Origin of the sequence: Cellulomonas sp. Root485, from assembly GCF_001426705.1 — a bacterium.
In the GTDB taxonomy this organism is placed as follows: domain Bacteria; phylum Actinomycetota; class Actinomycetes; order Actinomycetales; family Cellulomonadaceae; genus Cellulomonas.
Map to the genome: position 1 here is coordinate 431,928 of NZ_LMFC01000001.1, position 21,663 is coordinate 453,590.

A 21,663-nucleotide genomic window follows, 5' to 3' on the forward strand; every position below is an offset into this window, starting at 1 on the left:
TCGGACCCGGAGCGAGCCGCCGGGCCCGCTTCGCACGCCCGGTGAGCCCCTAACCTCACCGTATGAACCAGATCGACGTCAGGGCGGCAGTCGTCGGAGTCCTCGTGGCGCTGGGCGGCTACCTGGTCTCGTTCGTCATGGTCGCGCCCGCGCTCGCGGGCTCGCTGCTGGCGCTCGGTGACGTCGGCACGGCGATCGTCCTGACCCTGGTGCAGCTCGGTCTGCTCGTGCTCGTCGGTGCCCTGGTGGCGTCGCGGCAGCGCCGGCGGTTCGGTCTGGACACCCGCACGGCAGCCGTGCGCACGGCGCTGACCGCGGGGGCGGTGGGGCTCACCATCGTCCTGGTCCTCGGGGCCGCGGCCGCCGCTGCGACGAGCGCCCCCGGGCTCACCCCGGGGATCCTGCTCACCAACGCGGTGGTGTGGCTGGGCGGCACGGCCCTCGGCTCCCTCCTCGTCGCCCCCGGGCCCGCGCGCGGCCCGGCGTACGCCGACCGGTCGACGAGGATCCCGGCACGGGCGGACCGGGAGGCGGGCGAGGCGACGCTCGAGCACCTCGGCGTGACCGTGGTCGCGGTCCTGCTCATCACGGCCCTGCTCGCCGTCATGACGCCCGCCGGGCGCTGGCTCACGGACAACATCAAGGCAGGGTTGTGCCAGATCGTCACGCTCGGGCAGGGTCCGTGCGAGGCGCCGATCTCGTTGCAGGCCGCGTCCCACAAGCCGACCGACCCGTGCGTCCTGTCGACGTCGAACGACGTCCGTCAGGCGTCCGTCCAGGTCACGTTCATCTCGGTCAAGGGTGGCGGCACCATCCGCGTCGAGGAGCTCTCGGACCGGACGTTCCGCGTCTCGGCGGAGGGCAACGGTGGCGTGGGCGTGACGGAGGGTCTCGGCGGCGGGGTGAGCCTCACGATCAACGACAGCATCCACGGTGGCGAGGCGCAGCTGCAGGGCGCCGCGTACCTGGAGGCGGCGGGCGGTGCGACCTGGAAGGTGAACGCCCAGGAGAAGGACAAGCTGGTCAACTACCTCAAGGACGAGCGCAACTGGGCCACCGTGCAGGCGGGACTGTCCAGCACGCCGGTCGTCGGGCCGGCCGCGACGGGCGTGACGTGGGCGGGCAAGGAGCTGTGGAACTGGCTCACGGGCAACGACTACACCCCGCCCCAGCCCGACGAGCTGTACGCCCAGGCAGGGATCGGGGCCGACGGCAGCGCCAGTGCCGCGAGCATCGCGCAGGGCGCATCGGTCTCCGCAGCGGCGAGCACCGCGCTCGGCTCGCGCGTGAACATCAAGACGGGCCAGACGACCCTCTACTACGCCACGACCGTCTCGGGCGCCGCGGCCGCCACGCAGGGCTACGGTCCCGTCGAGGGCGGGATCGCGCAGGCCGAGGGCCAGGTCAAGGTGCTGGTCGCCGTGACGATCGACACCGAGGGCAACCCGGTGAAGGTGGCCACGCAGGGGCTCGCCGTCGGCAACGCCAAGGCCACCGCCAACTCGCTGTTCCTGGGTGAGCTGGCGAACGAGCGGGCCTCCGGTGGCGCCCTGCTCAACGCGTCGGTGGAGATCACCGGACCCGAGACCCAGCGCATCGCCCTGGACCTCCTGCAGGCGACGGGCATCACCCAGGCAGGGCCGGTCGGCCAGGCGCGGAGCGCGTACGACGCGCTGAGCACCTTCACGGCGGCGGCGCGCGACCGCGGGATCCTCACGTCGCAGGCCGTCCAGACGGACTCCGACACCGCGTTCGGCATCCAGGCCGGTGGTGCCATCGGGCCGGTGGCACTCGGAGGCAGCTTCAAGAACTCCACCGACACGGTCACCTCCGGTGAGGCGTCGTACTTCGACGGCACGGGCTGGCGCCCGTGGACCGACTGCGCGGCGTGACGAGGTCGAGAGCCCGACGAGTACGGATGATCCCGGACGATAAGGTGTCGCCTCCGACTCGAGAACTACTACAGAGAGCGTGGGTCGCAGTGCACCGCAGGAGCCTGACCGTCGTGTCCGTCGCCGTCGCCGTCCTGGTTCTCGGGGCGTGCTCCGACGGCTCGAGCACGACCGACCCGTCGGCGTCACCGGTGTCCTCGATGGCGCCGGTGGGGACCGCGTCGGACCTCACGCCCCAGGCGGGGACGGGCGACGAGGAGAGCTTCGGCGACGTCGGGACCGTGACCGTGCCCGAGGGCACCACCGCCACCCCCGGGACGCCCACCACGGCAGGTGCCGAGCAGATCGTCTACCGGATGCCGGACGGGGACGCGCAGGGCTTCCCGGCGCTGCAGATCACGTGGCAGCCCGACGCCCCCGCCGGGGTGTACGAGCAGTCGTGGTCCACCGAGAACACGAAGAAGGTCGACACGACGGTCTCCGACTACGTGCGCTCGCCCGTGGAGTGGCCGGGGTCCGACGCCTCCGTCGTCTCGACGTGGACCGAGGAGGTGGCGCTCCAGACCGGCGACAGCGTCGACGTCGACGCGACCGCGCTGTGGCTGCAGAGCCCCGACGGGACGGTCGTGCTGGCCATCGCGTTCTCCCCGGCCGGCGACGCCGACTCCAGCTCGATCGAGGCGCTCCGGAGCATCACGCTGTCGTGACGGCGGGCGTCCGGAGCCAGGCTGCGGCGCTGGGCGGCGTGCACGGGCACCCGCGGTCGCCGACTACCCTGACGTCGTGACGCAGACGCCTGACCCGGCCGCCACCACCCACCGTCCCGTGCTCGTCGTGGACTTCGGCGCGCAGTACGCGCAGCTGATCGCACGACGCGTGCGCGAGGCCAACGTCTACTCCGAGATCGTGCCGCACACCGCGTCCGTCGCGGACCTGCTGGCCAAGGACCCGGCCGCGATCATCCTGTCCGGCGGCCCGTCGTCGGTGTACGCCACCGGTGCCCCGTTCGTGGACCCGGCGCTGTTCGAGGCCGGTGTGCCGGTGCTCGGCATCTGCTACGGCTTCCAGGCGATGGCCGCCGCGCTCGGCGGGACGGTCGCCCAGACGGGCCAGCGCGAGTACGGCGGCACCGCCGTCGAGGTCACGTCGGCCGGCACCGTCCTGTCGGGCAGCCCGGCGTCGCAGACCGTGTGGATGAGCCACGGGGACGCGGTGCACGCGGCGCCGGAGGGCTTCGAGGTGCTGGCGACGTCGTCCGGCAGCCCCGTCGCGGCGTTCGAGGACCGCACCCGCCGCCTGTTCGGCGTGCAGTGGCACCCGGAGGTCAAGCACTCACCGCTGGGGCAGAAGGCGCTCGAGAACTTCCTCTACGAGGGCGCCGGACTGACGCCCGACTGGAACCCGGGCAACGTCGTCGCGGAGCAGGTCGAGAAGATCCGCGCGCAGGTCGGTTCGGCGCGGGTGATCTGCGGGCTGTCCGGCGGGGTGGACTCCTCGGTCGCCGCGGCGCTGGTGCAGAAGGCCGTCGGCAGCCAGCTGACCTGCGTGTTCGTCGACCACGGGCTGCTGCGGTCGGGCGAGGCCGAGCAGGTCGAGAAGGACTTCGTCGCCGCGACGGGCGTGCAGCTGAAGGTGGTCGACGCCCGGATGAGGTTCCTGCGGGCGCTCGCCGGGCACACCGACCCCGAGACCAAGCGCAAGATCATCGGCCGCGAGTTCATCCGGGTGTTCGAGGACGCGGCGCGCGAGGTCATCGAGGAGGCCGGCGAGGGCGAGGACGTCAAGTTCCTCGTGCAGGGGACCCTCTACCCCGACGTCGTCGAGTCCGGTGGCGGCGAGGGCGCGGCCAACATCAAGTCGCACCACAACGTCGGCGGGCTCCCCGACGACCTGCAGTTCGAGCTGGTCGAGCCGCTGCGCACCCTGTTCAAGGACGAGGTGCGTGCCGTCGGCCTGGAGCTGGGCGTCCCCGAGGGCATCGTGTGGCGGCAGCCCTTCCCCGGCCCCGGGCTCGGCATCCGGATCATCGGCGAGGTCACCGCGGAACGGCTGGACATCCTGCGGGCGGCCGACGTGATCGCCCGGGAGGAGCTGACCCGTGCCGGCCTGGACCGGGACATCTGGCAGTGCCCGGTCGTGCTGCTCGCCGACGTGCGGTCCGTGGGCGTGCAGGGCGACGGCCGCACGTACGGGCACCCCGTGGTGCTGCGGCCGGTGTCGTCGGAGGACGCGATGACCGCCGACTGGACCCGGCTGCCGTACGACGTGCTGGCCGTCATCTCGACCCGGATCACCAACGAGGTGCCCGAGGTCAACCGGGTGGTCCTCGACGTGACGAGCAAGCCGCCGGGCACCATCGAGTGGGAGTGAGTGAGAACGTGACCGAGAGCCCGACCACGACGAGCGCCGACCCGTGGGTCCGCAAGGCCCGTGGCGCCACGCTGCGCTACCGCGTGATGGCCTGGATCACCGGCACGCTCCTGCTGCTGCTCTGCGTCGAGCTGATCCTCAAGTACGTGTTCCACGCCAACGGGGTGGACGCCTCGGGGACCCCGAACCCGGTGATCGGCGCGTGGATCGCGTACGCGCACGGCTGGGTCTACGTCGTCTACCTGGTCACCGTCTTCGACCTGTGGTCGAAGATGCGCTGGCGGGTCGGGCGGCTGGCGACCATGGCCGCCGCCGGCGTCGTCCCGGTCATGTCGTTCGTGCTGGAGCGCAAGGTGCACGCCCAGGCGCTCGCGCGCATCGCGGCCGCCGGTGGCGCACGCGGGTGATGTGGACCGGATCGTGAACGGACGTCCGGTTCACGCGGTTACGGTGACCCTGTGCTGATCGTCCACGTCTCCGACTGCTACGCGCCGCGTACCGGTGGGATCGAGTCGCAGGTGGGTGACCTCGCCGCGCGGCAGGCCGCCGCCGGGCACGAGGTGCACGTCCTGACCGCGACGCTGGGTGCCGGTGGCGAGCGCGGGGGAGTCGTCGACCTGGAAGGCGGCGTCCACGTGCACCGGCTCGGGGCACGGCTCCCGTTCGACCTGCCGGTGAACCCCGTCGGCCCGCGCCTGATGCGGTCCGCTTTCGCGGACCTGCGGCCCGACGTCGTCCACGTGCACGCCGGGGTGCTCTCACCGTTCGCGTTCGACGGCGCCCGGATCGCCCTCGACGTCGGCCTGCCGACCGCGATCACGTGGCACTGCATGCTCGACGGTGTCGTCGGGGCACTGCGGACGCTCGTCCACCGCACCGGCTGGGACCAGACCCCCGCCGCCCTCAGCGCCGTCAGCCACGCGGCGGCCGCGCGCGTGCGGGAGGTGTTCGGCGCCGAGGTGTCCGTGATGCCCAACGGGATCGACCTCGACCTGTGGGCGCCGACGACGCTCCCCGACGGGCGGGGTCGTCCCGGCGAGCGCGGACCGCTGCGGCTGGTGTCGACCATGCGCCTGGCACCCCGCAAGCGCGCGGTGCCGCTGGTCGAGCTGGTCGGCCACGCCGCCCGGCGCCTGCCGCCGGACCGGCTGCGCCTGTCGATCATCGGCTCCGGACCCGCCCAGGGCCGGGTCGCGTCCGCCGTGGCGGGTCAGGGTCTGCAGCACGTGGTGCAGCTGCGCGGTCGGCTGACCCGGGCGCAGGTCCGGGACGCCTACACCGACTCCGACGTGTTCCTCGCCCCCGCCGAGCTGGAGGCGTTCGGCATCGCCGCGCTGGAGGCTCGCACGGCGGGGCTCGCCGTCGTCGCCCGTCGTGGCACGGGCATCGCCGAGTTCGTCGAGGACGGCATCGACGGCCTGCTGGTGTCCGACGACGCCGAGATGACGGAAGCCGTCGTGCACCTGGCGCGCGACGGCCGGCTGCTCGACGGGATGCTCGCGCACAACCGCGTCGTGCGTCCGCGCTTCGGGTGGGACGACGTGCTGGGCGCCGCAGAGGCGGAGTACCGCCGCGCCCGGGACCTCGCGCACGTCTGAGATATCCGGCGATTCGCCGTATTCGTCCAGGTCACATGTCACTACAGTGAAGTCGTTGGACGCTTTGTCATGGGTCGCTCGCGACCTACCGGGTCCAGGGGGTTCGGACCCGTCCGTTGGGGTTCGGAAGGGGAGACATGACGACGACCACGACCACGGGGAGCTCGAAGACGGTCCGCGTGCTGGGACTGCTGACGATCATCTTCGGGATCATCTTCATCATTGCCGGTGGTGTGACCTGGGGCGCGGTTGCCAGCAACCTCGCCGCGGAGCAGATCACCGTCTCGGACGACGCCCAGGCGTTCGGGGGACAGCTGGTCGACACACCGTGGGAGGCCTGGTTCCAGGCCGACATCATCAACACCCACGCGCTGGAGGCCTCGGGCGGTCAGACCTACGCCCAGCTGCCTCAGGACGACCCGACGCGGCAGACCGTCATGACGGCGTCGTTCCTGCGGGCGTCGTTGTTCACATCCGTGGTGGCGTTCGGCGTCGCCCTGCTCGTCGTCGGTATCGGCGTGGTGTTCATCCTCATCGGGTGGGCCCTGCGCAAGGCCGCTGACTACGCCGGTGTGGCGACGTCCTCGGTCACGTCGACCGGTTCGTCGGCCTACCCGGACCCGGTCCCTGCCGGACGGCCGACCGCGCCGCCGGCCCCGACCGCGCCCACGACCCCGCCGCCGGCCCCGACGGGCCCGAAGGCCTGACCGCACGACGACGTCCGAGCAGGTACGGCACAGGGGCCGTACCTGCTCGGACGTCGTGCGTCACCGGCGGGCGGCGCGGGCTCCGCTGACGATCGACCCGACCAGCAGTGCCGTGCCGGCGACCGCGAGCAGGATGATCATCGCCAGCTGGAGGTCGATGGCGAAGCCGGCCGCCCAGGCGAGCAGGCCGACACCGATCGCGGCGATGACCAGGCCCCAGACGACCGTGCCCACGCGCAGCCGACGGCGCGGCGGGTCGGCCGGGAGCGGCTCGACGACCGGCGCGGGTTCGGCGACCGTGTCCGGCTCGACGCGGTCGATGGGCCGGTCGGTCGGCGCGTACAGAGCCCCGATCGGGGACGTGTACGGCTCCGGCTGGTCCTGCGACGACCACGCCGACGTGCTCGGGTACGGGCTGGCCTCGTCGGTGACCGGCAGCGCTCGCGTCTCGTCGGGCACGAGCACCGCGGTCTCGTCGGCGGCCGGTTCGACCGGCTCGAGGGCGAGCACGGCCGTGTCGTCGGCGGGCGGCTCGTTCTCCTCGAGCGGCTCGTTCTCCTTGAGCGGCAGCACCGTGGTGGAGTCGTCGGCGGCGACCACGATGGTGTCGTCGGTCGACGTCTCCGTCGTGGGTTCCGGGTCGGTGACCGGCAGGGCGAGCGTCTCGTCGGCGTCGCGCGGGGTCTGGTCGGTGGGCATCAGTTCTCCTCGATGATCGAGACGTCGCCGGCGCCGATCTGGACCTGCAGCGCGAGCTGGGGTCCGTCGTCGTCGATCGCTCCGGTGGTGAAGGTGCGGGGGTTGAGGCCGACGCCGTCCACGCTCTTGCTCTCGCCGTCGACGTCCCAGCGCACGGTGCCGGCGCCGGCGTCGACGTCGGCGGAGATGCTCGCGTCGCTGGGGACGACGACGGTGAGGTCGCCGGCCGCGAGCGAGATGGGGACCACGAGGGTCTGGGAGGTCATCGGCACGTCACTGAGGTCGATCGTGACGTCACCGAACCCGATCGAGTAGCCGTTGGCGGCCTCGGCGCGGTCCGTCACGTAGACGGCGCCGTCCGCGGAGAAGTCGTGCTGCGAGTCGCTCGACCAGACCCAGCTGGCGTTCTGCACGGCACCGAGAGGAACCGCGACGAGGATGCCGACGACGGCCAGGCCGCCGAGGCCGCCGCTGGTCCGGCCGCGCAGGCCGGAGACGATGATGCCCAGACCGCAGAGCACGATCCCGATGCCGAGCGCGGTGAGGCCGACCGGGCCGGTGAAGTCGCCCTGCCGTTCCGCGATGAGCAGGACCGCGAGGCTGAGCAGGCTCAGGGCGACGACGACACCGACGGTGCCGACCCCCGCGCCCGGCGTGCGGGGGCGAGGCGGCGCGACGGGCCGCGGCGGCTGCACCGGTCGCGGTGCCGGCGGTGCGGGAACCGGCGCGGGTGCGTACGAGGCGGACCACGCAGGGGCGGCCGGCGGAGCCGCGGGTGCGGGCTGGCCGCCGTCGACGGGCACGGTCGCCGTCGATCCCGGGACGTCCGCGGCCTGCGGGTAGGTCGCGGCGCGGTAGGTGGGCGCCGCGGGCGGTGTCCCGTACTGGAAGCTCTGGCCGTGGTGCCCGCTGGGCGGTCGCGGCTTGGAGGACTGGTTGGAGACGACGGCGATCACCATGACGATGGCCCCGATCAGGGTCACCCAGAGGATCCCCTGGACCCAGCCCGGAGGACCCCAGAAGAAGAACCAGTTGTCACCGCGGCCGAAGCCCACGATGACGAACGCCAGGGCACCGAGCAGGGCGATGTCGAAGCGGCCGAGGATCATCTCCTCCACGTGGATGCGACCGTCCCGTCGCTCGGGCAGGAGGGCCCAGGCGACGCCGTACGCGACCAGCCCGATCCCGCCCAGCAGCAGCGTCGCGAAGAAGATGCCGCGCACCAGGAGCGGGTCGATGCCGAAGCGGTCGCCCAGGCCGCCGCTGACGCCGCCGATCCAGCGGTCGTCGGACCGCGTGATGCCGAGACGGCGAACGTTCGCGAAGAAGCTGTTCGGCGCGGTCCCCGGCGCCGGGGTCGAGTCCGGCGCGGGGCTGCCCGGTGCCGGGTCGGGTCCGGCAGCGCCGGTGGGAGTGCTCGTGTCCATGTCTCGATCCTGACGCTCGCGCCGCGCGCACGGCATCGGGTGGTCCCCTGACCGCACCCTGAACCTGGTGCACGGCACCCCTGAACCGACCCCGGACCCGACCCCGGAACGGCTCAGGGCATGTGACGATCGGACCGTGCACCCCGCCCCGCCCGTCTCCGCGCCCCGCCGGCTGCCGCTGCGCCGACCTGCGCGCGGGCGGATCGTCGGCGGCGTCGCGCTCGGTCTCGCGGCGCACCTCGACGTGCCCGTCGGTCTGGTGCGGCTGGTGTTCGTCGTGCTCACTCCCGTCGCCGGGATCGGTGCTCTGCTGTACCTGTTCTGGTGGCTCGCGATCCCGGCGGGCGACCCGGCGGATGCGGCGCAGGAGGTGCGACCGAGCGCGCTGACGCGGCTCGCGCGGCGGCAGGCGATCATCGAGCCGGGCCGACGCATCCCGGTGACCGACATCGCGATCGGCGGCGTCCTCGTGGTCGCGGCGGCGCTCATGATCGCGGTCCGGCAGGGCGCGGACGTGCAGGCCGACTGGCTGCTGCCGGCGGTGATCGTCCTGGCAGGTCTCTGGCTGGCGTGGAGCCAGCTGGACGCCGTGCAGCGCGGTCGCCTGAAGGACCGGGCGGGTGGTCGGACCCCGGTCAGCGTGCTGCGCGTCGCCGGGGGGATCCTGCTGGCCGGCGTCGGGGTGCTGCTGTTCGTCGGGCTGGCGTCGGGGGAGGGCGTGGAGACCGCGACCCTCGCGCAGTCGATCATCGCGGCCGTCGTCATGCTCGGCGGGGTGGCTCTCGTCCTGACCCCGTGGTGGCTGCGGCTGGTGCGGGAGCTCGGCGACGAGCGCGCCGCCCGGGCGCGGGAGTCGGAACGTGCCGACATCGCGGCCCACCTGCACGACTCGGTCCTGCAGACGCTCGCTCTCATCCGGTCGCGGGCCGACGACTCCGCGGAGGTCGCCCGCATGGCGCGTGCGCAGGAGCGTGAGCTGCGCGAGTGGCTCTACGACGACCGCCCCGCGCCGGGCACCTCCGTCGCGGCGGCGCTGCGGGGGATCGTCGCCGAGGTCGAGGACTCCCGGTCCGGCCCGACGGGTGACCCGGTGGCCATCGAGTCGGTCGTGGTCGGCGACCGCGTGCCCGACGCCGACTCGGAGGCGCTGCTGCAGGCCACGCGCGAGGCGCTGGTCAACGCGGTGGTGCACGGCCGCCCGCCCGTGTCGCTGTACCTGGAGGTCGGCGCGTCGGAGGTCGAGGTGTTCGTGCGGGACCATGGCGACGGGTTCGACCTCGACGAGGTGGGCACCGACCGGTTCGGGGTGCGCGAGTCGATCATCGGGCGGGTCCGACGGCGGGGGGGCACGGCGAAGGTGACCAGCAGCCCGGAGCGTGGGACCGAGGTGCACCTGGTGGTGCCGATCAGGACCTCGGACGAACAAGGAGTCCAGTCATGAGCGAAGCAGTCGATGTCGTCCTCGTCGACGACCACCACATGTTCCGGACCGGCGTGAAGGCGTCGCTCGACGCCGGCGTGCGGGTCATCGGGGAGGCGGACAGCGTCGACGAGGCGATCCGCCTGGTCCGTGAGCTGAAGCCGCCCGTGGTGCTGCTCGACGTGCACCTGCCAGGCGGCGACGGCGGCGGCGGTGCCGAGGTCATCAAGGCGTGCACCGACCTGCTGGGCGAGACGCGGTTCCTCGCGCTCTCGGTCTCGGACGCGTCCGAGGACGTCGTCGCCGTCATCCGAGCCGGCGCTCGCGGGTACGTCACGAAGGCCATCGACGGCACCGACCTGTCCGACGCGGTCCGCCGCGTGGCCGGCGGCGACGCGGTCTTCTCGCCGCGGCTGGCGGGGTTCGTGCTCGACGCCTTCGGCGCCGCCGCGGGGGACGTCGCGATCGGCGACGACGAGCTGGACCGCCTGTCCGCGCGCGAGCGCGAGGTCATGCGGCTCATCGCGCGCGGGTACTCCTACCGCGAGGTCGCCTCCGAGCTGTTCATCTCGATCAAGACGGTCGAGACGCACGTCTCCGCGGTGCTGCGCAAGCTACAGCTGTCCAGCCGCCACGAGCTGACCCGCTGGGCGGCAGCGCGCCGGCTGCTGTGACCATGCGGCTGCGCGTCGCGGCCTACGCCGTGGTCGTCGAGGACGGGCGTGTGCTGCTCCCGCACTGGCCGGACGACGTCGTCGGAGGATGGACCCTGCCCGGCGGCGGGATCGAGCCGGGCGAGGACCCCGCCGACGCCGCCGTGCGCGAGGTGCTGGAGGAGACCGGCTACCACGTGGAGCTCGACGGGCTGCTGGGGATCGACTCGGTCGTGGTCCCGGCGGGCGAGCTGGTCGACCCGTCGCTGGGTGCGTTCCAGTGGCTCCGCATCCTGTACCGCGCGCACGTGGTCGGAGGCGGGCTGCGCGACGAGGCCGACGGCAGCACGGACGCCGTGGCCTGGTTCGACCTCGCAGAGGTGCCGAACCTGCGGCGGGTGTCGCTGGTGGACGTGGGTCTGCGGCTCGCGGGAACGGACGCCATCGAGCTCGACCCGCCGCGCGTCGCCTGGGGTGTGCGCCCCGTCGACTTCTGAGCGTCGCCCGACGAGTCGGCGCGTCGGCGGGACCTCTAGGCTCCTGCGGGTGAAACAACGCGTCGCCGCCTACGCCGTGATCGTCGAGTCGGGGCGGGTCCTGCTCCCGCACTGGGTCGAGGGCGGACGGTCGGGGTGGACCCTGCCCGGTGGCGGCATCGACCCCGGCGAGCACCCTGCCGACGCCGCGGTGCGGGAGGTCTTCGAGGAGACCGGCTACCACGTGGTGCTCGACGAGCTGCTCGGCATCGACTCGATCGTCATGCTGGCCGCCTCCCGCCTGGACCCTGCCGACGGCGACCTGCACGGCGTGCGGATCGTCTGGCGCGCGCACGTCGTCGGTGGTGAGCTGCGCAACGAGGCGGACGGCAGCACCGACACCGCGGCGTGGTTCGACCTGGCCGACGTGGCGGCGCTCGACCGGGTCGAGCTGGTCGACATCGCCCTGCGGATGGCGGGGTACTAGAGCCACGCGGAGGGCGCCTCCAGGTGGGCGTCCGAGCGGATGCCCGGGGCGCACGCGCAAAGAGCATACGTCACACGAATCGATTCAGAACCTGGCGGCCGGCGGCACGGAGCGGTCAGGATCGGCTCACCCCGCGGCTCGACGACGAGCTGCGCGCGCCGTCCGGGCACGCCACCGGACAGGAAGGTCGGCCTGGTGACGTTGCTGCCCAGTGGTTCCGCGGTCCAGGGATGGTCCGGTCGCATGCTCGTCCGCGTCGCGGTGGTGATCGCCGCCCTCGCGCTGGCTGCGCCCGGGGTCGCCGTGGTCACGGCCCCGCCGGCGCAGGCCGCGACCGCGATCACCCTCAACGGCTCCTCGGGAGGGCGCATCTTCGACGGCGTCGGGGCGATCAGCGGCGGCGGCGGCAACTCCCGGCTGCTCGTCGACTATCCCGAACCGCAGCGCGGCCAGATCCTGGACTACCTGTTCAAGCCCGGGTACGGAGCCGCCACGCAGATCCTCAAGCTCGAGATCGGTGGCGACACCAACTCGACGTCGGGCTCCGAGCCGAGCATCGAGCACACCCGCGGGAGCATCAGCTGCGAGCGCGGCTACGAGTGGTGGCTGGCCGAGCAGGCCAAGGCCCGCAACCCCGGCATCAAGCTCTACGCCCTGTCCTGGGGTGCGCCCGGCTGGATCGGCAACGGCAACTTCTGGTCCAACGACTCGATCGACTACCTGGTCGCCTACCTGGACTGCGCCAAGACGCACGGGCTGACGATCGACTACCTCGGCGGGTGGAACGAGAAGGGCTACAACGCCACCTGGTACAAGAACCTGCGCGCGTCCCTGAACTCGCACGGCTACGGCAGCGTCAAGATCGTGGCCTCCGACGACTTCGGCTGGGGGGCCGCCGACGAGGCCCGGCGTGACCCGGCGTTCGCGGCCGCCGTGTCCGTGTTCGGCTCGCACTACGTCTGCGGGTACCGCAGCGCGCAGACGAGCTGCCCGAGCTCCGGCAACGCGGTGGCCACCGGCAAGCCGCTGTGGGCCAGCGAGAACGGGTCGGACGACTACAACACCGGCGCGAACGCGGTCGCGCGCGGCATCAACCGTGGCTACATCGACGGGAAGATGACCGCGTACATCAACTGGCCGCTCATCGCCGCCATCACGCCCAACATCCCGTGGCCCACCATGGGGGTCGCGGTGGCCTCCCAGCCGTGGTCCGGGAGCTACTCCATCGGCAAGAACGCCTGGGTGATGGCGCAGACCACGCAGTTCGCCCAGCCCGGCTGGCAGTACCTCGACGCGTCGAGCGGCTACGTCGGCGGCAACCGGAACAACGGCAGCTACGTCACGCTCAAGTCGACCAACAACCGGGACTACAGCACGGTCGTCGAGACCATGGACGCGACGGCCGCGCAGACCCTGGACTTCGCCGTGACCGGCGGGCTGTCCACAGGAGCCGTGCACGTCTGGTCGACCAACGTGCGCTCGAACAGCTCGGCCGACTACTTCGTCCGTGGTGCCGACCTCACGCCGACCAACGGCACGTACTCGCTCACCGTGCAGCCCGGACGCGTGTACACGATCACCACCACGACCGGCCAGGGCAAGGGCACCGCGACCAGCCCGGCGCCGCACGGCCTCGCCCTGCCCTACAGCGACACCTTCGACGGGTACGCCACCGGCAAGGAGGCGACGTACCTCATGGACATGCAGGGGGCGTTCGAGTCCGTGGCCTGCGGCGGCGGGCGCACCGGCCAGTGCCAGCGCCAGATGTCGGAGCAGGCGCCGATCTACTGGACGGCCCAGCTCGCCGAGCCGTTCGCACTGCTGGGCGACGTGGGCTGGAGCAATTACACCGTCTCCTCGGACGTCATGCTGGAGAAGTCCGGCTACGTGCAGCTCATCGGCCGCGCGTCGAACTTCCCGCACACCTATCCGGGCAACCTCAACGCGTACTACTTCCGCGTGACGGATGCCGGGCGCTGGTCGATCCTCACCAACAGCACGTCGGGCACCGTGCGGACCCTGGCCAGCGGCACCACGGCCGCCCTGGGCACCGGACGCTGGCACACCCTGGCGCTGAAGTTCAGCGGCACCGCGATCACGGCCACCCTCGACGGCGCGACCGTGAGCACCCTCTCGGACCTGACCTACGGGGCGGGTCAGGTCGGCTACGGCACCGGGCAGGGCGTGACCGCGCAGTTCGACAACCTGTCGATCACTCCGGGGACCGGCACGCCGGGCGGTTCGACGGGCGTGCTGCGCGGCGCCGGCTCCGGTCGCTGCGTCGACGTGCCGGGCGCCGTCCAGACGGACGGCACCAGGCTGGCGCTCTGGGACTGCAACGGCGGCCCCAACCAGCAGTGGACCCAGACGTCCACGAACGAGCTGCGGGTCTACGGCAGCAAGTGCCTGGACGTGCCGAACCACGCCACCGCCGCGGGGACGCGTGTGCAGATCTGGAGCTGCAACGGCGGCACCAACCAGCAGTGGCGCGTCAACGCCGACGGCACGGTCGTGGGGGTCGAGTCCGGGCTGTGCCTCGAGGCCGCCGGCCAGGGTACGGCCAACAGCACCGCGGTACAGCTGTGGACCTGCACCGGCGGCAGCAACCAGAGGTGGGCCCGCACCTAGAGGGAGGCGTACAGCGCCTGCAGGTACGCGTCCGAGCGGGGCGAGCCGAGGATGCCCGGGGACATCCGGTTCATGACGTAGGCGAAGGTGAGCCCCCGGTCGACGTCGTTGACGACGAGCGAGCCGCCCCAGCCGCCCCAGAACGCCACGCGCCCCTCGGGGATGTACGGAGTGCTGGCGGGGTTCGAGACCGCGTAGCCGAGGCCGAACCGCAGGGGGAGCCCGAGGACGAGGTCGACGTTGTCGGTGTGCTGGGCGAACACCAGGTCGATCGTCTCCGGGGAGAGGAGCCCTCCGCCGCCGTCGGTGAGCACGGACTGCGCCTGCGCCACCGAGCGCGCGTTGCCGTGGCCTCCCGCGCCGCCGATGCCGGCGGCCTTCCACGCCCGGGTCCAGGTGATCGAGGCGTCGAGGCCCGGACCGGTGAGGGTGCGGCGCGCGGGAGCCTCCGGGGGCATCCGCGACAGGTCGATCTGCGACGGGGGCGGCGGCACGACGTGGCTCACCCGACCGTCCTGCGACGCGGGCAGGCCCAGCCAGAAGTCGGCGTCCAAGGGCTCGGCGATCTCGGCGCGGAAGTACTCGCCGAGGGTGCGCCCGGTGATGCGCAGGACGAGCTCGCCCACCAGGTGCCCGTAGTCGAGCAGGTGGTAGCCGGACAGCGTGCCCGGCGGCCACCACGGCGCCTGCGCGGCGAGGCGGGCGGTCGCTGCGGGGACGTCGAGGATGTCCTCACCCGTGACGGGCTGGTCCCAGCCGGAGACGCCCGAGGTGTGCTGGAGGAGGTGCCGGACGAGCACGCCCTCCTTGCCGGCGGCCTTGAACTCCGGCCAGTAGGTGCCGACGGGCTCGTCGGGGTCGAGCAGGCCGCGGTCGATGAGGACGAGCGCCGCCAGCGACGTCATGGTCTTGGAGATCGACCAGACGTTGGTCAGGGTGTCCGCGGTCCACGGCGTCGTCCGCGCCTCGTCGGCCCAGCCGCCCCAGAGGTCGAGCACCAGCGTGCCGCGTTCGACGACGGCGAGGCTCGCGCCCAGCTCCTCGGCGCTGTCGAGGTGCTGCTGGAACGTGTCGCGCAGAGCGGAGAACCGCTCGTCGGCGACGCCCTGGACCGGTGTGCTCGTCATCGAGCCCTCCTGCATCGGCGGATCGTGTGTACTGTGTGGCTGCAACATACCGCGCGGTCGGTATGCGTTGAAAGGCTTGGCGCTCCTGGCCTTTCGTCGACAACCCCGCAGACAACGACGTCGACCCGGGAGGTCCTGGTGCAGATCGTGGGTGCCGTGCTCGAACGCTCCGGCGCGCCCGCACCGTTCGCGCAGTCGAAGCCGTTCACCGTCGGCCCTCTGGAGCTCGATGGCCCCGGCCCCGGCGAGGTGCTGGTCCGGATCGAGGCCGCCGGGGTGTGCCACTCCGACCTGTCCGTGGTCGACGGCAACCGCGTCCGGCCCACGCCCATGCTGCTGGGGCACGAGGCGGCGGGGATCGTGGAGGAGCTCGGCCACGGCGTCGACGACCTTGCGGAAGGCGACCGCGTCGTCATGACCTTCCTGCCCCGCTGCGGCGACTGCCCGGAGTGCGCGACCGACGGGCGGCTGCCGTGCCGGGTGGGCAGCGCCGCGAACGGCCTCGGCCTGCTCGTCGGCGACCATCGCCGGCTCTCGCGGGACGGCGAGCCCGTCCACCACCACCTCGGCGTGTCCGCGTTCGCCAGCCACGCGGTGGTGAGCCGCACCTCCGTCGTCCGGGTGGACCCCGACGTTCCCCCGGAGGTCGCGGCGCTGCTCGGCTGCGCGGTGCTCACCGGGGGCGGCGCGGTGGTCAACGCCGGCCGTCCGCGGGAGGGTGACACGGTGATGGTCGTCGGGCTCGGGGGTGTGGGCATGGCCGCGCTGCTGGTCGCCGTCGCGCTCGGGTTCGAGGTCATCGGGGTCGACGCGCTCGCGGACAAGCTCGACGCCGCGAGAGCCAACGGGGCGGCGGCGACCTATGCGCCCTCCGAGCTGACGGGCGTGCGCGCCCCGGTCGTCATCGAGGCCGCCGGCAACGCCCGCGCGTTCGAGACCGCGCTCGCGGCGACCGCGCCGGGTGGGACCACCGTGACCGTCGGCCTGCCGGCACCCGACGCCCGCGCGTCCGTGAGCCCGCTGACCCTGACCGCCGAGGCGCGGACCGTCGTCGGCAGCTACCTGGGCTCGGCCGTGCCCGCGCGCGACATCCCGCTCTACGTCGACCTGTGGCGCTCCGGGCGGCTGCCGCTCGAACGCCTGGTCTCCTCGCGCATCACCCTGCACGATCTCGACGTCGCCATGGACCGCCTCGCGGCCGGTGGCGAGCTCCGCCAGCTGATCGTTCTCGACGAAAGGACTCACCTGTGACCAGAACTGCCCTCGTGACCGGAGCCGCCCGTGGCATCGGCGCCGCGACCGCCCTCCGGCTGGCCGCCGACGGCCTCCAGGTCGCCGTCCTCGACCTGCGGGAGGAGGACTGCGCGGACACGGTCGACGCCATCCGTGCGGCCGGGGGTTCCGCCGTCGGCATCGGTGCCGACGTCGGCGACACCGACGCCGCCGCCGCGGCTGTCGCGCGCGTCGTCGACGAGCTCGGAGCGCCGACCGTCCTGGTGAACAACGCCGGGATCCTGCGCGACAACCTGCTGTTCAAGATGACCGAGAACGACTGGGACTCGGTGATGTCCGTGCACCTGCGCGGGGCGTTCCTCATGAGCCGCGCCGTGCAGAAGCACCAGGTCGAGGCGGGCTGGGGGCGGATCGTCAACCTGTCGAGCACGTCGGCGCTGGGCAACCGCGGGCAGGCCAACTACGCGACCGCCAAAGCCGGCATCCAGGGGTTCACCAAGACGCTCGCGTTCGAGCTGGGCCGGTACGGGATCACGACGAACGCCGTGGCGCCCGGGTTCATCGGGACGGACATGATCCGCCAGACCGCCGAGCGCATGCACATCACCTATGAGCAGTTCATCGAAGCCGCCGCCAAGGAGATCCCGGTCGGGCGCATCGGGGTGCCGGAGGACATCGCGAACGCCGTGTCGTTCTTCTGCTCCGAGGCCTCCGGCTTCGTCAACGGGCAGGTCCTCTACGTGGCTGGCGGGCCGAAGGCATGATCGTCGTCGCGACGCCGGGTGGGCTCGTCGACGTGATCGGGCAGTCCGTCACCGCCGACGGGTGGTTCGCCATCGACCAGGCGCGCATCGACGCGTTCGCCGACACCACCGACGACCACCAGTGGATCCACGTCGACCCGGAGAGGGCGGCGCAGGGCCCGTTCGGCGCGACGGTCGCCCACGGGTACCTCACGCTCTCCCTGATCCCGTCGCTGACCGACGGACTGGTCGAGGTCGGCGGGACGGGCCTCGTCGTCAACTACGGCCTCGACAAGGTCCGCTTCCTGCAGCCCGTGACGGCGGGCTCGCGCATCCGGGCGTCGACGACGGTGACGTCCGCCGAGCCGACGCCGCAGGGTGTCCGCGCGACCTTCACGATCACGATCGAGATCGAGGGCGCCACGAAGCCTGCGCTGATCGCGGAGACGGTCGTCCTCTACTTCGCCGCCTGACCACAACGTCCGAGGAAGTGCGCGCCCCAGCAGCCACTTCCTCGGACGTTGCGTTGCGTTGCACGACAACGTCCGAGGAAGTGAGCGCTGGAGCAGCCACTTCCTCGGACGTTGCGGGTTCTTCTACGAGACGCGCTCGACGACCATCGCCATGCCCTGGCCGCCGCCGACGCACATGGTCTCCAGGCCGAACGTCTTGTCGCGGTCCGCGAGGCCGTGCAGGAGTGTCGTCGTCAGGCGGGCGCCGGTGCTGCCGAAGGGGTGGCCGACCGCGATCGCCCCGCCGTTGACATTGAGCCTCTCGTGGTCGATGCCGAGCGCCCGCGCCGACGGCAGCACCTGCGCGGCGAACGCCTCGTTGAGCTCGACCAGGTCGATGTCGTCGATGGTCAGGCCGGCGCGGGCCAGGGCCATGCGCGACGCGTCGACCGGACCGAGGCCCATGATCTCCGGCGACAGGCCGCTGACGCCGGTCGACACGATGCGGGCGAGCGGGGTCAGCCCCAGCTCGTCGACGATCCGGTCGCTGACCACGACGATCGCCGCGGCGCCGTCGTTGAGCGGGCAGCAGTTGCCGGCCGTGACCGTGCCGTCGGGACGGAAGACGGGGTTCAACGAACCCAGCGACTCGACGGTGACACCCGCACGCGGGCCGTCGTCGGCCGACACGACCGTGCCGTCGGCCAGCGTCACCGGCGTGATCTCGTCGGCCCAGAAGCCGTTGGCCAGCGCCTTCTCGGCCCGGTTCTGGCTGAGCGCCGCGAACTCGTCCTGCTCGGCGCGCGTGGTGCCGGTGAGCGCCGCGACGTTCTCCGCCGTCTGCCCCATCGCGATGTAGGCGTCGGGGAGCAGGCCGCTCTCGCGCGGGTCGACCCACGCCTCGGACGTCGCGGCGCGCGCGGCGGTCCGGGCGACGGCGTCGCCGAAGAGCGGGTTCTCGAGCGACGCCCCCGGGATGTAGTCCGAGGAACCGATCACGGACCGGCTGACGCACTCGACCCCTGCGGAGACGAAGACGTCGCCCTCGCCGGCCTTGATCGCGTGGAATGCCATCCGGGTGGTCTGCAGCGACGACGAGCAGTACCGGTTGACGGTCGTGCCGGGCACCCCGTCGAGCCCCAGGAGCACCGCGACGATCCGGGCCATGTTCATGCCCTGCTCGCCGCCGGGCATGCCGCAGCCGAGCAGCAGGTCCTCGACGCGGCCCGGGTCGAGCTCGGGCACCTGGGCGAGCGCGGCGCGGACCATGGTGGCGGCGAGGTCGTCGGGCCGCACGGAGGCGAGCGAGCCCTTGAACGCGCGGCCGATGGGGGAGCGGGCCGTCGCGACGATGTACGCCTCGGCCATCAGACGAACGCCGCGATGCCGGTGATGGCACGCCCCACGATGAGGTTGTTCATGTCGTGGGTCCCTTCGAAGGAGAACACCGCCTCGGCGTCGGCCATGTAGCGCGCGACGCCGTGGTCGAGCTGGATGCCGTTGCCGCCGAGCGTCTCGCGGCAGAGGGCCACCGTCTCGCGCATGAGCGAGGTCGTGTAGGCCTTGGCCAGCGCGGAGTGCTGGTCGCCCTGCCGGTCCTCGTCCTGGAGCTGGGACACGCGGACGCACATCGCGATGCCGGCCGTGATGTTGCCCAGGCAGCGGGCGAGCCGGTCCTGCACCAGCTGGAACGACGCGATCGGCTTGCCGAACTGCTCGCGTGCGAGCGCGTACTTCACCGTGGCCTCGTAGGCGCCGACCGCGACGCCGACCGCCTGCCAGGCGACCTCCGCCCGGGTCAGCCGCAGCACGATCGCGACGTCCTTGAACGAGTGGATGTTCGGCAGCCGGTCCGCCTCCGAGACCTCGACGCCGTCGAGCAGGATGTCGGCGTTCTGCACGCTGCGCAGCGCCTGCTTGCGCTCGATCTTGGTCGCGGTGAAGCCGGGGGTCCCGCGGCGGACGAGGAAGCCCTTGACCTGGTCGTCGGCGGTGTCGCGGGCCCAGATGACCACGACGTCCGCGAACGTCGCGTTGCCGATCCAGCGCTTGGCGCCGTTGAGCACCCACGTGTCGCCGGTCCGGTGCGCCGTGGTGCGCAGGCCGCGCGCGGTGTCCGACCCGGACAGCGGCTCGGTGAGGCCGAAGCCACCGATGACCTCGCCGGTGGCCATGGGCGGGAGCCACTCGGCGCGCTGCTCGGGGGAGCCGCCGACGCCGATCGCGCCCATCGTCAGCCCGTTCTGCACGCCGATGAAGGTCGCGAAGCCGGGGTCGACGCGGGCGAGCTCGAGCGCGACCCACCCGCGGTAGAGCGCGGTGGTCTCGAAGCGCTTGGTCTCGGGCCACACCGGCCCCAGCATGCCGAGCCGGCCGACCTCGGGGATGAGGTGCACCGGGAACTCGGCGCGGTCCCAGTAGTCGTCGGCGATCGGGCGCAGGTCGCGCTCCAGGAACTCCCGGATCTCCATGACGTGGGCGTTCTCGTCCGGGGTGAGGAGGTCCTGGAACGAGTAGAAGTCACTCGTCAGGAGGGCATGGGTCAGGTCTGTCTGGGTCATTCCGAGAGCTCCGCTCGTTGATCCGCACTGATCACCTCTCGAGTGTGCATCATTTTCCAAGATGTTGCATAGCCCCCGGCGAAGAGGAGTAGGTTGCCGCCATGTCGAACCTTGGCGTGATCGGAGACGGGCTCGGCCGCATCGGCACCCGCGTCGCTCCCTCGTGGCTGTCCCAACGGCTGGAGGACGGCGAGCACCCGGATGCGCTGCGGGCGTTCGTCGCAGCCCGCGCGACGTTCATCGAGGGTGCCCGCATCGACATGGGTCGCCTCGCGAGCAAGCTCGGCGTCGACCGGACGTCCCTGTTCCGCTGGGTGGGCAACCGCGACGCGCTGCTCTCCGAGGTCCTGTGGTCGCTCGCCGTCCCCACGCTCGAGCAGGCCGAGGCCGCGACGCGCGACACCGAGGGCGCCGCCCGCGTGGCCGGCGTGCTCACGCACTTCGCCGGCGACCTCATCACCGCCGACTACTTCCGGGGCTTCCTCCAGCGCGAGCCCGCGCGCGCCCTGCGGCTGCTGACCACCAAGGAGAGCGAGATCCAGCGCCGGTACGTCGCGGTCGTCGAGGCCCTCGTGCGCCAGGAGCTGGGTGAGGACCCGTTCGGGCGCGGGGTGACCGCGCACGACCTGGCCTACCTGCTCGTCCGCATCTCGGAGTCGTTCACGTACGCGGACCTGATCAACGGCGACCGGCCCAGCGCGGACCGGGCGCGCGCGGCCTTCGAGCTGGTGCTGCGGCCGTGACGTATCCCCACCGTGCAGCCTTTCCCACCCGCTGGAACGACAACGACGTCTACGGCCACCTCAACAACACCGTCTACTACGAGGCGATGGACACGACGATCAACGTCTGGCTCATGACCTCGGCCGGCCTCGACCCGACCGGTGGGGGCCCGATCGGCGTCTGCGTGTCCTCGTCGTGCGAGTTCACGGCCTCCGCCGCGTTCCCCGAGCCGCTCGAGGTGGGCCTGCGGGCCGGCCGCGTGGGGACGTCGAGCGTGACGTGGGAGCTCGGCATCCTGCGCGCGGGGGAGCTGCTGGCCGAGGGTCGGTTCGTGCACGTCTTCGTCGACCACGTGACGCGCCGTCCGGTGCCGATCCCCGACGGGATCCGTGCCGCGATCGAGCGCGACCTGATCGTCTGATCGGGTAGCATACCGACCGGGCGGTATGACGACGTGCCACCCGGAG

21 protein-coding genes are annotated in these 21,663 nt (G+C 72.3%); 16 read left to right on the forward strand and 5 right to left on the reverse strand.

The window, feature by feature from the left end:
• Positions 1 to 62: 62 nt before the first annotated feature.
• From ASD16_RS02180 to ASD16_RS02205, 6 genes are all read left to right on the forward strand, one after another.
• On the forward strand, positions 63 to 1,892 hold the full coding sequence (locus ASD16_RS02180) for a hypothetical protein (RefSeq protein WP_055912313.1): 1,830 nt from the start codon (positions 63 to 65) through the stop codon (positions 1,890 to 1,892).
• 113 nt (positions 1,893 to 2,005) lie between these two features.
• On the forward strand, positions 2,006 to 2,599 hold the full coding sequence (locus ASD16_RS02185; protein ID WP_157453761.1) for a hypothetical protein: 594 nt from the start codon (positions 2,006 to 2,008) through the stop codon (positions 2,597 to 2,599).
• A 76-nt stretch (positions 2,600 to 2,675) separates the two neighbouring features.
• Complete coding sequence (guaA, locus tag ASD16_RS02190; protein ID WP_055912317.1) at positions 2,676 to 4,262, forward strand: glutamine-hydrolyzing GMP synthase; 1,587 nt, start codon at positions 2,676 to 2,678, stop codon at positions 4,260 to 4,262.
• Positions 4,259 to 4,669: a DUF3817 domain-containing protein gene (locus ASD16_RS02195; protein ID WP_235523074.1), complete on the forward strand. Its 411-nt coding sequence runs from the start codon at positions 4,259 to 4,261 to the stop codon at positions 4,667 to 4,669. Before guaA ends, ASD16_RS02195 begins: the two co-directional genes overlap by 4 nt.
• 51 nt (positions 4,670 to 4,720) lie before the next feature.
• Entirely contained in the window at positions 4,721 to 5,860 is a 1,140-nt protein-coding gene (locus ASD16_RS02200) for a glycosyltransferase family 4 protein (RefSeq protein WP_055912319.1), read from the forward strand.
• Positions 5,861 to 5,997: 137 nt separating this feature from the next.
• On the forward strand, positions 5,998 to 6,567 hold the full coding sequence (locus tag ASD16_RS02205; protein ID WP_082570550.1) for an aromatic ring-opening dioxygenase LigA: 570 nt from the start codon (positions 5,998 to 6,000) through the stop codon (positions 6,565 to 6,567).
• A 60-nt stretch (positions 6,568 to 6,627) separates the two neighbouring features.
• On the opposite strand, the gene ASD16_RS02210 is transcribed toward ASD16_RS02205, so the two are convergent.
• Together ASD16_RS02210 and ASD16_RS02215 are read right to left on the reverse strand one after the other, a co-directional pair.
• Positions 6,628 to 7,266: a hypothetical protein gene (locus tag ASD16_RS02210; RefSeq protein ID WP_055912322.1), complete on the reverse strand. Its 639-nt coding sequence runs from the start codon at positions 7,264 to 7,266 to the stop codon at positions 6,628 to 6,630.
• Positions 7,266 to 8,693, reverse strand: a complete 1,428-nt coding sequence (locus ASD16_RS02215; RefSeq protein WP_055912323.1) for a PspC domain-containing protein — start codon at positions 8,691 to 8,693, stop codon at positions 7,266 to 7,268. The genes ASD16_RS02210 and ASD16_RS02215 overlap by 1 nt, the downstream gene beginning before the upstream one ends.
• Before the next feature lie 136 nt (positions 8,694 to 8,829).
• On the opposite strand from ASD16_RS02215, the gene ASD16_RS02220 reads away from it, so the two are divergent.
• The 5 genes from ASD16_RS02220 to ASD16_RS22145 all read left to right on the forward strand — a co-directional run bounded on the left by ASD16_RS02220 (position 8,830) and on the right by ASD16_RS22145 (position 14,357).
• Positions 8,830 to 10,134 (forward strand): ATP-binding protein, encoded by a 1,305-nt coding sequence (locus tag ASD16_RS02220; RefSeq protein WP_055912326.1) that lies wholly within the window; start codon positions 8,830 to 8,832, stop codon positions 10,132 to 10,134.
• On the forward strand, positions 10,131 to 10,787 hold the full coding sequence (locus ASD16_RS02225; RefSeq protein WP_055912328.1) for a response regulator transcription factor: 657 nt from the start codon (positions 10,131 to 10,133) through the stop codon (positions 10,785 to 10,787). Before ASD16_RS02220 ends, ASD16_RS02225 begins: the two co-directional genes overlap by 4 nt.
• A gap of 2 nt (positions 10,788 to 10,789) precedes the next feature.
• A complete protein-coding gene (locus ASD16_RS02230; RefSeq protein WP_055915579.1) occupies positions 10,790 to 11,263 on the forward strand; it encodes an NUDIX hydrolase in 474 nt (157 codons plus the stop codon).
• Between the two features lie 49 nt (positions 11,264 to 11,312).
• Complete coding sequence (locus tag ASD16_RS02235) at positions 11,313 to 11,729, forward strand: NUDIX hydrolase (RefSeq protein WP_055912330.1); 417 nt, start codon at positions 11,313 to 11,315, stop codon at positions 11,727 to 11,729.
• Positions 11,730 to 11,972: 243 nt separating this feature from the next.
• On the forward strand, positions 11,973 to 14,357 hold the full coding sequence (locus ASD16_RS22145) for a ricin-type beta-trefoil lectin domain protein (RefSeq protein WP_055912331.1): 2,385 nt from the start codon (positions 11,973 to 11,975) through the stop codon (positions 14,355 to 14,357).
• On the opposite strand, the gene ASD16_RS02245 is transcribed toward ASD16_RS22145, so the two are convergent.
• Entirely contained in the window at positions 14,354 to 15,484 is a 1,131-nt protein-coding gene (locus ASD16_RS02245; RefSeq protein WP_055915581.1) for a serine hydrolase domain-containing protein, read from the reverse strand. The two genes, ASD16_RS22145 and ASD16_RS02245, sit on opposite strands and share 4 nt — an antisense overlap.
• 138 nt (positions 15,485 to 15,622) lie before the next feature.
• Here ASD16_RS02245 and ASD16_RS02250 point away from each other — a divergent pair, with 138 nt between their 5' ends.
• The 3 genes from ASD16_RS02250 to ASD16_RS02260 are packed head-to-tail and all read left to right on the forward strand — an operon-like array spanning position 15,623 to position 17,933.
• Positions 15,623 to 16,735 carry an alcohol dehydrogenase catalytic domain-containing protein gene (locus tag ASD16_RS02250; protein WP_055912333.1) on the forward strand — a complete coding sequence of 371 codons (1,113 nt, stop codon included), beginning with the start codon at positions 15,623 to 15,625 and terminating at the stop codon, positions 16,733 to 16,735.
• Positions 16,732 to 17,481, forward strand: a complete 750-nt coding sequence (fabG, locus tag ASD16_RS02255) for a 3-oxoacyl-ACP reductase FabG (protein WP_055912335.1) — start codon at positions 16,732 to 16,734, stop codon at positions 17,479 to 17,481. Before ASD16_RS02250 ends, fabG begins: the two co-directional genes overlap by 4 nt.
• Positions 17,478 to 17,933 carry a MaoC family dehydratase gene (locus tag ASD16_RS02260; protein ID WP_055912337.1) on the forward strand — a complete coding sequence of 152 codons (456 nt, stop codon included), beginning with the start codon at positions 17,478 to 17,480 and terminating at the stop codon, positions 17,931 to 17,933. The genes fabG and ASD16_RS02260 overlap by 4 nt, the downstream gene beginning before the upstream one ends.
• Positions 17,934 to 18,056: 123 nt before the next feature.
• Here the strand turns inward: ASD16_RS02260 and ASD16_RS02265 are convergent, their stop codons facing one another.
• Positions 18,057 to 19,280: an acetyl-CoA C-acetyltransferase gene (locus ASD16_RS02265; RefSeq protein WP_055912339.1), complete on the reverse strand. Its 1,224-nt coding sequence runs from the start codon at positions 19,278 to 19,280 to the stop codon at positions 18,057 to 18,059.
• Positions 19,280 to 20,473, reverse strand: a complete 1,194-nt coding sequence (locus ASD16_RS02270; protein WP_082570552.1) for an acyl-CoA dehydrogenase family protein — start codon at positions 20,471 to 20,473, stop codon at positions 19,280 to 19,282. Before ASD16_RS02270 ends, ASD16_RS02265 begins: the two co-directional genes overlap by 1 nt.
• Before the next feature lie 101 nt (positions 20,474 to 20,574).
• Here ASD16_RS02270 and ASD16_RS02275 point away from each other — a divergent pair, with 101 nt between their 5' ends.
• Together ASD16_RS02275 and ASD16_RS02280 are read left to right on the forward strand one after the other, a co-directional pair.
• Positions 20,575 to 21,216 (forward strand): QsdR family transcriptional regulator, encoded by a 642-nt coding sequence (locus ASD16_RS02275; protein WP_055912341.1) that lies wholly within the window; start codon positions 20,575 to 20,577, stop codon positions 21,214 to 21,216.
• Positions 21,213 to 21,617 (forward strand): thioesterase family protein, encoded by a 405-nt coding sequence (locus ASD16_RS02280; protein ID WP_055912343.1) that lies wholly within the window; start codon positions 21,213 to 21,215, stop codon positions 21,615 to 21,617. The genes ASD16_RS02275 and ASD16_RS02280 overlap by 4 nt, the downstream gene beginning before the upstream one ends.
• Positions 21,618 to 21,663 lie beyond the last annotated feature (46 nt).